This window comes from Streptomyces sp. NPDC001890, from assembly GCF_042891445.1.
Taxonomy (GTDB): domain Bacteria; phylum Actinomycetota; class Actinomycetes; order Streptomycetales; family Streptomycetaceae; genus Streptomyces.
In genome coordinates this window covers 266954-279728 of sequence record NZ_JBIATE010000003.1, presented here as the reverse complement: position 1 = coordinate 279728, position 12775 = coordinate 266954, and the positions used below count along the sequence as shown (strand labels likewise).

The 12775-nt window shown below is 71.4% G+C and carries 10 protein-coding genes; 8 read left to right on the top strand and 2 right to left on the bottom strand.

All coding sequences use genetic code 11. The features are described from left to right. The first annotated feature begins 79 nt into the window (after positions 1-79). Both ACFYY1_RS12570 and ACFYY1_RS12565 read left to right on the top strand, forming a co-directional pair. On the top strand, positions 80-550 hold the full coding sequence (locus ACFYY1_RS12570) for a pyridoxamine 5'-phosphate oxidase family protein (protein ID WP_388583867.1): 471 nt from the start codon (positions 80-82) through the stop codon (positions 548-550). 168 nt (positions 551-718) lie between these two features. Next, positions 719-1720: a phosphotransferase gene (locus tag ACFYY1_RS12565; RefSeq protein WP_388583864.1), complete on the top strand. Its 1002-nt coding sequence runs from the start codon at positions 719-721 to the stop codon at positions 1718-1720. A 46-nt stretch (positions 1721-1766) separates the two neighbouring features. Here the strand turns inward: ACFYY1_RS12565 and ACFYY1_RS12560 are convergent, their stop codons facing one another. Then, the gene (locus ACFYY1_RS12560) at positions 1767-3392 is read right to left on the bottom strand and encodes a protein kinase (RefSeq protein WP_388583861.1); all 1626 of its coding nucleotides are present in this window, start codon (positions 3390-3392) and stop codon (positions 1767-1769) included. Between the two features lie 292 nt (positions 3393-3684). Between ACFYY1_RS12560 and ACFYY1_RS12555 the strand changes: the two genes are divergently transcribed. The 6 genes from ACFYY1_RS12555 to ACFYY1_RS12530 all read left to right on the top strand — a co-directional run bounded on the left by ACFYY1_RS12555 (position 3685) and on the right by ACFYY1_RS12530 (position 11490). Continuing rightward, complete coding sequence (locus ACFYY1_RS12555) at positions 3685-5343, top strand: protein kinase (RefSeq protein WP_388583858.1); 1659 nt, start codon at positions 3685-3687, stop codon at positions 5341-5343. A gap of 103 nt (positions 5344-5446) precedes the next feature. Continuing rightward, complete coding sequence (locus ACFYY1_RS12550) at positions 5447-6298, top strand: hypothetical protein (RefSeq protein ID WP_388583856.1); 852 nt, start codon at positions 5447-5449, stop codon at positions 6296-6298. A gap of 71 nt (positions 6299-6369) precedes the next feature. Continuing rightward, entirely contained in the window at positions 6370-6984 is a 615-nt protein-coding gene (locus tag ACFYY1_RS12545) for a PadR family transcriptional regulator (RefSeq protein WP_388583853.1), read from the top strand. A 161-nt stretch (positions 6985-7145) separates the two neighbouring features. Continuing rightward, positions 7146-7943 (top strand): ABC transporter ATP-binding protein, encoded by a 798-nt coding sequence (locus tag ACFYY1_RS12540; protein WP_388583850.1) that lies wholly within the window; start codon positions 7146-7148, stop codon positions 7941-7943. Continuing rightward, positions 7940-10786, top strand: coding sequence for an FtsX-like permease family protein (locus tag ACFYY1_RS12535; RefSeq protein ID WP_388583847.1), 2847 nt, complete (start codon positions 7940-7942; stop codon positions 10784-10786). Before ACFYY1_RS12540 ends, ACFYY1_RS12535 begins: the two co-directional genes overlap by 4 nt. Before the next feature lie 155 nt (positions 10787-10941). Next, entirely contained in the window at positions 10942-11490 is a 549-nt protein-coding gene (locus ACFYY1_RS12530) for a bacterial proteasome activator family protein (RefSeq protein WP_323180131.1), read from the top strand. A 150-nt stretch (positions 11491-11640) separates the two neighbouring features. Here ACFYY1_RS12530 and ACFYY1_RS12525 read toward each other — a convergent pair whose 3' ends face one another. After that, a complete protein-coding gene (locus ACFYY1_RS12525) occupies positions 11641-12627 on the bottom strand; it encodes an NAD(P)H-quinone oxidoreductase (RefSeq protein WP_388583844.1) in 987 nt (328 codons plus the stop codon). Positions 12628-12775: the final 148 nt, after the last annotated feature.

The window sequence follows — 12775 nt, the reverse complement described above, 5'->3', positions numbered from 1 at the left end:
ATCTTCGGGACTTTGGTCCCTGATCAACCGGGGCCGCAGCCTCTTTCCGCGACTTCCGCGGTGGCGGAGAGTGGAGGTCATGCCCTTTGAGGAACTCCAGGCGATCGAACTGCTCGGCCGCGTCCGGTACGGCCGGCTGGCGACGAGCATGCGGGCCCTTCCCTTTCTGTCGGTGGCCCGCCACGTCGTGATCGATGGACGCGTGGTCCTGCGGATGCACAGCGGTTTCGGGTACCACGACGCGTGCGACGGTACGGTCGTGGCGTACGGCGCGGACAACTTCAGCACCGCTTGTCCGGGAGGCGATGGTGTTCCGGGAGCCGGGGGTGTTCCGGGAAACAGGGGTGGAGGCGATCTGTGGGCCGTGCAGTTCACCGGCACCGCCGAGATCGTGCACCCGACGCCCGGGCAGCGCGAGCTGTTCGGCGACGGTCCCGCCCTGGTGAACGGGGAGCCCTTCGACCCGGCGTACCTCAGGCTCGAACCGCACTTCGCCTCTGTGCACACTCTGGACTTCCACGCAAGTCAGCCGATCGGCAACACAGCGTGATCTAACATCTGGTGAGTGCCGCGCTCATTTGTCACCCTTCCGACCGCTTCGTCGGCCGACTGCGTCGAGGTACGGTTCCCGTCCGCGCCTCCTGTACCCGTGTCCCCGGTGGACCAGGCTCTCTTCCCGTCCGTGCCACGGCAGGCGCCGGTGCCTCCGGTGCCCCCGGTGAACGAGGTACTGCGCCGCTACCCGGACGCCGGTGAACCCCTGAGCTGCAAGCCCATCACCAAGGGGCTGCTCAACCATGGCTACCGCGTCTCCACCACCCGCGGCTCGTACTTCCTCAAGCACCACCTCGACGACTCCACCGGCGACCGCGCCACGATCGTCCGCCAGCACCGCGCCACCCAGCGGCTCCAGTCGCTGGGCGTACCCGTCGCCCCGCCCGTGCAGGACACCGAGGGCGAAACGGTCACGGAGATCGGCGGGCGGTGCTACGCCCTGCACCCCTGGGTGGACGGGCTGCACCGGGCGGGCGACCAGCTCACCACCGCGCAGTCGGAACGGCTCGGGGCACTGCTCGGGGCGGTGCACACCGGGCTCGAACAGGTCATGGGCTCGGGCACCGGGCTCGCGCACCGGTCCTGCGGGTACCGGAGCGCCGATCCCGGCGACACCTTCGCGCTCATCGACGACCTGCTGACGGCCGCGCGCGGACGCCACCGGCGGGACTGCTTCGACGAGCTGGCCGAGCACCGCCTGCTGGAGCGGCGCACCCTGCTGGAACGTCACGCCGACCGCAGGCCCCCGACGCCCGGAGCCCCGGCGACCGGCTGGGTGCACGGCGACTTCCACCCGCTGAACGTCCTGTACCGGGGCGCGGACCCGGTCGCGATCCTCGACTGGGACCGGCTGGGGGTCCAGCCGAGGGCGGAGGAGGCGGTACGGGCCGCGGCGATCTTCTTCGTACTGCCGGCCGGGGAGCTGGCGCTGAACAAGGTACGGGCATACGCGCGGGCCTACCGTCGGGCGGCCGGGGCGGGGGCCGCGGAACTGGCCGACGCGGTGCACCGGGTGTGGTGGGAGCGGCTCAACGACTTCTGGATACTGCGCTGGCGCTACTGCCTGGACGACCGGAGGGCCGACCCGCAGTTCCCTGCGGTGTCGGCCCTGGCGGTCTGGTGGACGCGCGAGTACGAGACGGTGCGCGAGGCGTTCACGGGGTGATTCCGCCCGTGAACGGCCGGGTCAGCGGGTGTTCACGGGGTGGTGATCACTGGGTGGTGCCCGAACCGGCCGCCGCGGACGTACCGGTGGCGGCACCGCCGTCGGCCGTACCGGTACCGCCATCGGCCGTACCCGTGCCACCGTCGGCCGTACCCGTACCGCCGTCAGCCGTACCCGTACCGCCGTCAGCCGTACCCGTGCCACCGTCGGCCGTACCCGTACCGCCGTCAGCCGTACCCGTACCGCCGTCGGCCGGGCCTCCGGTGGCCGGGGTGGACGGCTGGTTCGTCGGCGGTTCGGAGGGCTGGGTCGGGGTGGTCGACGGGGAGTAGGTCCGCGGCGGGGGCGTGTCCTGCTGGTTGCCGGTGGAGTTCTCCGGCACCTCGGTCTCCTGGGTCTCCTCGTCGGTCGGCCCGGACGAACTCTTCTCCGGGGACGGCGAACTGGAGACCTCGGTCGGCTGCTTCTTGTGCTTCGAGCCGGTGTCCTGCGCGGCGTTGACCGCGATGGCGACGCCCGCCCCGATCGCGATCAGCGCGAGCACGACGAACAGCCACAGCTTGCCGCGGCCGCCGCCACCGCCGTTGTGCCCGCCGTCGTAACCGCCGTCGTCCGGGTTCATCGGCGGCAGGATCGGACCCTGCGAGGTGTCCCCGTGCGGCGGGTGGCCCATCGCCATCGTGCCGCCGGCCATGCCCATGGCCGGGGTGTGCCCGCCCTCGTGCATCGCGACCGGGCCGGTGTTCCACGTACCCGTGTGGCCACCCTGCACCTGAAGCATCTGGAGGCTGTACTGGACCAGGCCGCGCATCTCCTCGGCGCTCTGGAACCGGTCGTCCGGGTCCTTCGCCAGGGAACGCATGACCAGTCCGTCCAGCTCCGGCGGCACCGACCCCAGGACCTCGGACGGCGGGACCGGAATGTCCTGGACGTGCTGGTACACGACGGAGAGCGGCGTCTCGCCCGTGAACGGGGGCCGCATGGCCAGGAGTTCGTACAGCAGGCAGCCGGTGGCGTAGAGGTCGGAGCGGTGGTCGACGGCCTTGCCGAGCGCCTGCTCCGGGGAGAGGTACTGCGGCGTGCCCATGACCATGCCGGTCTGCGTCATCGTCGACTGCGCGCCGTGCAGCGCACGGGCGATGCCGAAGTCCATCACCTTGACCGCACCGGAGTTGGTGATGATCACGTTGGCCGGCTTGATGTCGCGGTGGACGATGCCGTGCTGGTGCGAGTACGCGAGCGCTTCCAGTACGCCCGAGACGATGATCAGGGCCTGCTCGGGCGGCGGCGCCTCGGCGCTGATCAGCAGGTCGCGGATGGTCCGCCCCTCGACCAGCTCCATCACGATGTAGGGGACGGTCGCCCCGCCCACGACGTCCTCGCCGGAGTCGTACACGGCGACGATCGCGTGGTGGTTGAGCCCGGCGACCGACTGCGCCTCGCGCGTGAACCGGGCCTTGGAGACCGGGTCCTCGGCAAGATCGGAGCGCAGCAGCTTCACCGCGACCGTCCGTCCGAGCCTGACGTCCTCGGCCGCGAAGACCTCCGCCATACCGCCCCGGCCGAGGCGGTGGGTCATCCGGTAACGCCCGTCACCGACGACACCGCCGATGCCCCAGGCGTCGGTGCCATCCGATACTCCGCCGCCGTTTGCTTCGGAATCGGGTGCCATCAGTCCTCGCCGTCGTATCTGTCCGCGCGTCCGCGGGTTCTCACGGTGTCTAGCTGCATTGCCACGTCACGCTACAGCCTCTTCCGGACACACCGTTCCCCGAGAGGGACCGGTTATCCAACCGCCCGGCGTGCCGTCCACGCAAATTTCATGCGGTTCCTGTAACGCTTCCGAGACGCTTCTTGTGCGTAGGGTCACGGAACGGGCACCCGGCTTGACGTGTCGTACCCCTCGGGCAGACTTGGCGCGTAATGGATGATCGCGTGAGTCGCGCGCCGAGGGGGAGCAAGTCATGAGCCAGGACGGCGCACACGGCGCTCAGGGTCGCTATGCGGGCGGTTCGGTCGCCGGCGGCCGGTACCAGCTTCGCGACCTGCTCGGCGAGGGCGGGATGGCGTCCGTCTACCTGGCGTACGACACCGCCCTGGACCGCCAGGTCGCAATCAAGACACTCCACACGGAGCTCGGCCGCGAGCAGTCCTTCCGCGAGCGGTTCCGGCGCGAGGCGCAGGCCGTCGCCAAACTGCAGCACACCAACATCGTCTCGGTCTTCGACACCGGTGAGGACGAGCTCGGCGGCGCGCTGATGCCGTACATCGTCATGGAGTACGTGGAGGGGCAGCCGCTCGGCTCCGTGCTCCAGGCGGACATCCAGAACCACGGCGCGATGCCGGCCGACCGGGCGCTGAAGGTGACGGCCGACGTGCTGGCCGCACTGGACACCAGCCACGAGATGGGCCTGGTCCACCGCGACATCAAGCCCGGCAACGTGATGGTGACCAAGCGCGGCATCGTGAAGGTCATGGACTTCGGCATCGCCCGCGCCATGCAGTCCGGCGTCACGTCGATGACGCAGACCGGCATGGTCGTCGGCACCCCGCAGTACCTCTCCCCCGAGCAGGCCCTCGGCCGCGGCGTGGACGCCCGCTCCGACCTGTACTCGGTCGGCATCATGCTGTTCCAGCTGCTGACCGGGCGGATCCCGTTCGACGCGGACTCCCCGCTGGCCATCGCGTACGCGCACGTCCAGGAGGAGCCGGTCGCGCCCTCCACGATCAACCGCGCGGTCACTCCGGCGATGGACGCGCTGGTCGCCCGCGCGCTGAAGAAGAACCCGAACGAGCGCTTCCCGAGCGCGGCGGCGATGCAGGACGAGATCGCCCGGGTGCTCGCCGCGAGCGGCCCCACGGGTGCGCCGGTGATCGTCGCGGGCGGTGGCGCCCCGGCGAACAGCGGCTCGGGCGTCGGCTCGGCGGTCTTCCCGCCGGTCGACCAGTCCGGCGCGACGCCCCAGAGCGTCCAGACCCCGTACCAGCCGGGTCCGTACCAGTCGGGTCCGTACCAGTCCGGCCCCTACGGTCCGGCGACCCCGGCCCCCACACCCGCACCGTCGTACGGCTACCCGCAGTCGGCCCAGCCGTACCAGAGCCAGGCCCCGGTGCCGCAGCAGACCCCGCCGCCCTACTCGATGTCGCCGCAGACGCAGACCCAGTCGCCGTCGCACTCCGGCTCGGGCGGGGGCGGCTCCAAGCGGAACATGCCGGTCATAGTGGGCTCGATCGTGGTCGCCCTGGTCGCGATCGGCGGGCTGATCACGGTGCTCTCGCTGAACGGCGACGAAAAGGGCGGCACGACGGCGAACGAGTCCCCGGCCGCGGGCGAGCACAAGGATCCGGAGCGGAACCGGACGATGGACACCGAGGACTGCACGGACGCGCTGGAGGACAGCGACGACCCGAACAAGGTCGACGCCCCCAACTTCCTGTACAAGGACATCCTCTCCGCGAGGGCGTGCGCGGACGCGGCGGGATGGACCATCAAGATAATCAAGGTGCCGGGGAACGCCTACGCGGAGGACCAGGTCACCGACCAGTTCCCGACGTCGGGCACCGCCGTTCCGAAGACCGGCGCCCACTTCGAGCTGCGCATCGCGACGGGCGACCCGGCCTGACCCTGGCCGCTCCGGGTCCGGGTCCGTGGGGGCTCGGGCCCGGACCCGTGGAGACACGCCCAGCCGAGATGCTGGACATACCGTCACATGTGACGCTGAGCCCATGGCTTCAGGACTTCTCCCCTCACGGCGCACGAGGTTCGTGGCCTGCCTCGTACTGACGGCGGGTGCGGCACTGGGGGCCGCGATGGGAGAGTCGCAGGCGGGCCAGGGTTCGTCCGGCCGGCCTACGGGGCCGCGCAGCTCCCCGGCGGCGCCGCCCGCGCACACCTCGGCCGGAACCACCGCCCGGCCTTCGGGCGTCCCCGGTACCGGTCCGTCGGCCGAGGAACCGGCCACCCCCGCGCCCGCGCCGACGACCGTTCACCCGGACGGCGGACCGGCCGCCCCCGCACCTCCGGGCCCTCCGCCGCCGGCCGTCCCCGCACCTCCGGGCCCTCCGCCGCCGGCCGTCCCGGCCTCCGGCTCTCCCGCCGGCTCTCCCTCCGGCTCCGCGACGGCCACCCCGTCCTCCTCGCCCTCGTCCACCGACGACTCCGCCTCCGGCTCCCATCCCGGCTCCGGCACCCCCACTGCCTCTGCCTCCCGCTCCGGCTCTGCCTCCGGCTCCGGATCCGGAGCCGACGGGGAGCCGCCGGTCGGCGACGCGCAGTCCCCGCTGGCCGGGCGCGAGGCCGGGGAGGGGCGGCTGCGGCCCGGACGGCAGCTCTCGCCGTGGGGGTTCGCGCACTCGGACGGTTTGCTCCAGAACCCCGTCGTGCCCCCGGCGGTCACCTATCCCGGGCCGACACTGACGCCCGGGGTGAGTACGTCCCCCGAGGCCGACCAGCTCTCGCGGCAGGCCCTGGACTCGCCGGCCGTGCGGCAGATGAAGCAGGTGTCGCTGGGCGCGGGAATCGCGCTGGTCGGGTTGGGGCTGGGCTTCCTGGCGTACCGCATGCGCCGCGCGGACTAGGGCCTCTCGCTTGGATGAGCCTCCCGGGGAGGGATTTGCTTCGATCGACATACTCGGTATACATACTGAGTATGTCGATCCGCCACGGGCTGCTGGCCCTACTGGAACGGGGGCCTCGGTACGGCTCCCAGCTCCGTACCGAATTCGAGTCGCGCACCGGCTCCACCTGGCCGCTCAATGTCGGCCAGGTGTACACGACGCTCAGCCGGCTGGAGCGTGACGCCCTGGTCGTCCAGGACGGCGAGGACGACCAGGGCCACGCCCTCTACGCGATCACCGACGACGGACGCACCGAGCTGCGGAACTGGTTCGAGACGCCCGTCGACCGCAGCAACCCGCCCCGCGACGAGCTGGCCATCAAGCTCGCCATGGCAGTCGGCGCGCCCGGGGTCGACATCCGCGCCGTCATCCAGTCCCAGCGCCACCACACCCTGAAGGCGATGCAGGACTACACCCGCCTCAAGGCGCAGTCGCTCAGCGACGTCCCGGCCAACCGCGACGAGGTCGCCTGGCTGCTCGTACTGGAGCAGCTGATCTTCCAGGCGGAGGCCGAGGCACGCTGGCTGGACCACTGCGAGACCCGGCTCGTCCGCCTCGCCGAGGCCGCCGCCACGGAGCCGGACCCGGAGATCCGTACGACCGGCCGCGCCGCGTCCCGTGTCGCCCTCCCGCGCAGCCGACGCTGACGCGCACCACGAACCCACGAACCCACGCACCACGCACCACGCACTGCGGCCCGCAGGCCGCACCACACGCCGTGAGCCGCAGACCACGGCTGCCCGCTGACCGGACCGCGAACCGCGGGACCTCGTCATCCACACCCGTTCCGAGGGGGGAACCACTCACCATGTCCTCGCACGTCCCGCCCCGACCCGCGCCACCGGCCGGTGCACCCGCACCGGCCGACGCACCGATACCGGCCGGCGCTCCGGTCCTGGAACTGCGCGCACTCACCCGCACCCACGGCTCCGGCGTCGCCGAGGTGCACGCCCTGCGTGGCATCGACCTCGCCGTGCACGCCGGTGAACTCGTCGCCGTGATGGGCCCGTCCGGCTCCGGCAAATCGACCCTGCTGACCATCGCGGGCGGTCTCGACACCGCGACCAGCGGCCAGGTCTTCATCGAGGGGCAGGACATCGCCGGGCTCGGCCGCAAGGGCATCGCCGCCCTGCGCCGCCGCAGCGTCGGCTACGTCTTCCAGGACTACAACCTGATCCCCGCGCTCACCGCCGCCGAGAACATCGCCCTGCCGCGCGAACTCGACGGCGTCTCCGTCCGCAAGGCCCGCAAGGAGGCCCGTGCGGCGCTGGAGGAGATGAAGCTGCTGGAGATCGCCGACCGGTTCCCGGACGAGATGTCCGGCGGCCAGCAGCAGCGGGTCGCGATCGCCCGAGCGCTGGTGGGGGACCGGCGGCTGGTGCTCGCCGACGAGCCGACCGGAGCGCTCGACTCCGAGACCGGCGAGCAGGTGCTCGCGCTGCTGCGCAACCGCTGCGACCAGGGCGCGGCCGGTGTGATGGTGACGCACGAGCCGCGTTACGCGGCCTGGGCGGACCGGGTCGTGTTCCTCCGGGACGGTTCGGTCGTCGACCAGACCCTCACCGCGGACGCCGACTCGCTCCTCACCTCCGAGGCCGCCAAGTGAGCGTGTTCACCGGCTGGCGCGCCGCCCTGCGGATAGCCCGGCGCGACGCGATGCGGTCCAAGGGCCGCAGCGCACTGGTGGTCGCGATGATCGCCGTACCCGTCCTCGGCGTCACCGCCCTCGACGTGACGTACCGCAGCGTGACACCGACCACGGCCGAGCAGCTGACGGCCTCGATGGGCTCCGCCGACGCGCTCTTCAGCGACGAGGGGATCGGCCCCATCCTGCAGCTGCCCGACGCGGAGAGGTACGAGCAGGTCGACCAGAACGCGCCGGTGGACGAGGACGGCCCGTCGATCGACGTCACCACCACGTTCCCCAAGGGCTCACGGGCGATCAGCGTCCAGTCCGTCCCGGCCGGCATCACCACCGGTTACGGCATCGCCACCACCGAGATCTACGAGTTCCGGACCTCGGACCCGATGGCCCGCGGCAAGATCGACCTCGTACGCGGTGCGTTCCCGCACGGCAAGGACCAGGTGGCGGCCACCGAGCCGTTCCTGAAGTCGAACGGCCTGCACGTCGGTTCGACCACCACCGTGCGCAACTTCGGCAAGAAGTACACGATCACCGGCGTGGTCGAGCAGCCGGACCAGCTGAAAGCCGAGGCGCTGTACGCCGATCCGGGAGCGGTCATCGCCCCGTGGCAGGCCAGGGCCGACCGTGACAAGAAGGTGCTGCCGCCGAACGCCGGATCCAAGGAATGGCTGGTCAAGGGCCCCGAGGGAGTGGGCGTGACCTGGCCGGACATCATGGCGGCCAATAAGTCGGGCGTCCTCGTCAAGTCCCGTCAGGTCGTCCTGGACCCGCCGCCGGACTCCGAGATCCCGCTGGCCAGGAAGGGGGTCGAGGCGTACCCGGACGGCTCCGGGGAGTTGAGCGCGGCGCTGGTCACCGTGGTCGCGATGGCGGTCCTGGAGATCGTGCTGCTCGCCGGGCCGGCCTTCGCCGTCGGTGCGCGCCGCTCCCGCCGCCAGCTCGGCCTTCTCGGCACCTGCGGCGGGGACCGGCGTCATGTCCGGGCCGTGGTGCTCGGCGGCGGCCTGGTGCTCGGCGGCGTCGGGGCCGCGGCCGGTGTGGCGGTCGGGCTGGCGGCCACCGCGGTCTTCCGCCCCGTGATCGAGGGATGGGCCGGGAACCGCTTCGTCTCGATCGCCCTCAACCCCGTGGAACTGCTGGTCATCGCGGCGATCGGCCTGGTCACGGGCCTGCTGGCGGCGTTCGCCCCGGCGATCGTGGCGAGCCGGCAGTCCGTACTGGAGTCCCTCACCGGACGCCGCGGCGTCCGCCGCTCCTCCCGGGTGCTGCCCGTTCTGGGCGCCTGTGTACTGGCCATCGGATGCGCCGTCGCCGTGTACGGCGGCACCGACGGGAACTCGACGCTGGTCGCCGCCGGCTCGGTGACCGCCGAGCTCGGGCTGCTCGCCTGCATCCCGGTGATCGTCGGCTTCCTCGGGCGGCTCGGCAGCAGGCTGCCGCTCTCGCCCCGGCTGGCGCTGCGCGACGCGGCCCGCAACCGTGGCCGTACCGCTCCCGCGGTCGCGGCCGTGATGGCGGCCGTCGCTGGTTCCGTCGCCATCGCCACGTACATGTCCAGCGCCATGGCCGAGGATGAGTACAACCACATCCCCGTGCTGAACGAGAACACCGTCGTCGTCTCCGCCTTCGACGACAAGTCTGCCGCCCGGCTCCCGCAGGCACGGGCCGCCGTCGAACGGAACATGGCCGTCACCGGCGGGCACGCCGACTTCCGGCACGTGTGGGCGGGCAGCGACTGCAACATCTACGGCGACGCGGAGAACGAATGCGGCTCGGTCGAGCTGGTGAAGCCCGCCGGAAAGGCAGCCTCCTGCCCGCTCACCGGCAAGGGCGCCAAGGAACTCGCCGCGCGGCTCACCGCCGACGAGCACAAGAAGCTGATGCGTTCCCCCGCCTGCCTCGTCGAAAGGATGGCATCGGGCGTCTTCAACGCCGGCGAGCACGGCATCGTCGTGGCGGACGAGGCCATGCTCAGCACCTATGTGAAACTCGACGACCCCGCTGCCGCCAAGGCGCTGGCCGCCGGCACACCGGTACTGCTCAACCCGGTGTTCGCGAAGGACGGCGAAGTCACGATCAAGGCCGTCCACGCCTACAGCGACAAGGACAAGCAGGGCCGGAAGCTGCACCCGGGCAAGGCGCGCACCACCACGGACAAGCTGAAGGTGTACGTGGCACCCGAGAAGTACGCCGCCACGCCCGGGATCAGCATGATCCTGCCGCGCCGGACCGCGGAACGGATCGGCCTGCACACCCAGATCAGCGGAAGCGTGTACGCCGTCTCCCACCGGCCCACGGGCGCCGAGGAGCAGCGGACCTACGGCGCGATCGAGCAGTCCGGCGGTGGCATCTGGACGCAGTCCGAGTCCGGCCCCGGCGGGATGGACAACTCCATGCTGCTGATCCTGACCCTGTTCGCGGGAATGGTGACGCTGGGCGCCGCCGCGATCACGACGGGCCTCGCCAAGGCGGATGCCGAGGCCGATCTCAACACGCTCAGCGCGGTAGGCGCGCCCCCGAGCGTGCGGCGGAAACTGTCCGGCTTCCAGTGCGTGGTGGTGGCGCTCACGGGTGTGGTGCTCGGCACGCTGGCCGGACTGGTGCCGGCGGTGGCGCTGCGGATGGTCGATCTGCGCCAGGCGCTGCAGGTGATGCGGATGGAGCCCACGGAGTCCGCCTACACGCCGATCGTGCTGCCCTGGGTCACCCTCGGCCTGCTCGTCGTGGGTGTGCCGCTGCTGGCCGGTCTGCTCGCCACGGCACTCACCCGCTCCCGCCTCGCGCTGGCACGGAGGGCCGGGTGATGCCGGAGGCCGCGGAGGCCGCGGAGGTGGCGGAGGTGGCGGAGGTGGCGCTTCCGGTGGGCTGACCGGCTGACTCGGTGCCCCCGTGGACGGTGGATCATCCGTTTACGGGGGCACCACAGTGTCGTACGGCAGGTGTGCGAGACAATGGCGCCATGGAGATGCCGAGGAATGAACGGTCGCAGGAGCACCCCCAAGTCCTCGTGGTGGGGCAGGACGGCATGGCGATCGGCGGCGGTGGCACTGACGACGAGTCGCGTGAGGTCCCGGTGACGGAGATGGTCGAGCAGCCCGCGAAAGTCATGCGCATCGGAAGCATGATCAAGCAGCTCCTGGAGGAGGTCAGGGCCGCTCCTCTCGACGAGGCGAGCCGGGTCAGGCTCAAGGAGATCCACGCCAGTTCCGTGAAGGAGCTGGAGGACGGCCTCGCACCGGAGCTGGTGGAGGAGCTGGAGCGGCTCTCGCTGCCGTTCACCGAGGAGTCGGTGCCCTCCGAGGCGGAACTCCGGATTGCCCAGGCGCAGTTGGTGGGCTGGCTGGAGGGCCTGTTCCACGGCATCCAGACGGCACTGTTCGCCCAGCAGATGGCGGCTCGGGCCCAGTTGGAGCAGATGCGCCGCGCCCTTCCGCCGGGCAGCGCGCACGAGGACGAGGACGGCAGCGGGGACCCGCACGGGGCGATCCGGTCGGGCCCGTACCTGTAGCCCTCGGCTACCTGTAGCCCTCGGCCCCTGATCCCTTACATGCCCCCGTGATCCCTTGCATGCCCCGGCAGTGGGCGACTACATGCCCCCGGCAGTGGGCGACACCAAGACCCGGCGCACATGGTCCACGACCTGTGCGCCGGGCCGGTTTCAGGCCGTCGGAGCCTGCAGCAGCACCTTCCCGATGTGCGCGCTGGACTCCAGCACCCGGTGAGCCTCGGCGGCGTCCGGCATCGGCACGACACGGTCCACGACCGGCCGTACGACCCCGTCCGCGATCAGCGGCCAGACGTGCTCACGCACGGCGGAGACGATGGCGGCCTTCTCGGCGAGTGGGCGGCCTCGCAGCGAGGTCGCGGTGACGGCGGCCCGCTTGTTCAGCAGGGCACCGAGATTCAGCTCGCCCTTGATGCCGCCCTGGAGGCCGATGACGGCCAGCCTGCCGTTGACGGCAAGCGCCTGCACGTTCCGGTCCAGGTACTTCGCACCGACGATGTCGAGGATGACGTCCGCACCGGCCCCGTCGGTCGCTTTGTGCAGCTCCTCCACGAAGTCCTGCTCCCGGTAGTCGATCAGGATGTCGGCCCCGAGTTCCGCGCAGCGCGCCAGCTTCTCCGGTCCCCCGGCGGTGACCGCGACCCGCGCGCCCACGGCCTTGGCGAGCTGGATCGCCATCGTGCCGATGCCGCTGGAGCCGCCGTGCACCAACAGGGTCTCGCCGGGACGCAGATGGGCCACCATGAAGACGTTGGACCAGACCGTGGCCGTCACCTCGGGCAGCGCCGCGGCCAGAGCCGGTTCGACGCCGTCCGGCACGGGCAGCAGCTGCCCGGCGGGCACCGCGACCTTCTCCGCGTATCCGCCGCCCGAGAGCAGCGCGCACACCTCGTCGCCGACCGACCAGCCCGTCACGCCCGGCCCGATCGCCGAGATCCGGCCCGAACACTCCAGGCCGGGGTACGGGGACGCACCGGGCGGCGGGTTGTAGAACCCCTGCCGCTGCAACACATCGGCGCGATTGACCGCGCTGGACACGACATCGACGAGGACCTCTCCCTCGCCGGCAACCGGATCGGGCACCTCGGCCCAGACAAGTGCCTCGGGGCCGCCCGGTTCAGGGATCGTGATCGCATACATGGCGGCGAGGCTACTCCGTCGCAGATGAAGGACCACGAAGGACGCCGCACGGGGCCGGCCCGGTCATACGCGAACGGGAGCGAAACCGGCCGCGCCCAGGGGGGGCGGGACCGGCCGTACGCAGACGGAGGCAGGACCGTCGCACGCA

Coding starts and splice junctions, on each gene's coding strand:
- ACFYY1_RS12550 (WP_388583856.1), top strand. CDS start 5,447: ATGGCTTCAGGACTTCTCCCCTCACGGCGCACGAGGTTCGTGGCCTGC.
- ACFYY1_RS12560 (WP_388583861.1), bottom strand. CDS start 3,392: ATGGCACCCGATTCCGAAGCAAACGGCGGCGGAGTATCGGATGGCACC.
- ACFYY1_RS12525 (WP_388583844.1), bottom strand. CDS start 12,627: ATGTATGCGATCACGATCCCTGAACCGGGCGGCCCCGAGGCACTTGTC.
- ACFYY1_RS12555 (WP_388583858.1), top strand. CDS start 3,685: ATGAGCCAGGACGGCGCACACGGCGCTCAGGGTCGCTATGCGGGCGGT.
- ACFYY1_RS12570 (WP_388583867.1), top strand. CDS start 80: ATGCCCTTTGAGGAACTCCAGGCGATCGAACTGCTCGGCCGCGTCCGG.
- ACFYY1_RS12540 (WP_388583850.1), top strand. CDS start 7,146: ATGTCCTCGCACGTCCCGCCCCGACCCGCGCCACCGGCCGGTGCACCC.
- ACFYY1_RS12530 (WP_323180131.1), top strand. CDS start 10,942: ATGGAGATGCCGAGGAATGAACGGTCGCAGGAGCACCCCCAAGTCCTC.
- ACFYY1_RS12545 (WP_388583853.1), top strand. CDS start 6,370: ATGTCGATCCGCCACGGGCTGCTGGCCCTACTGGAACGGGGGCCTCGG.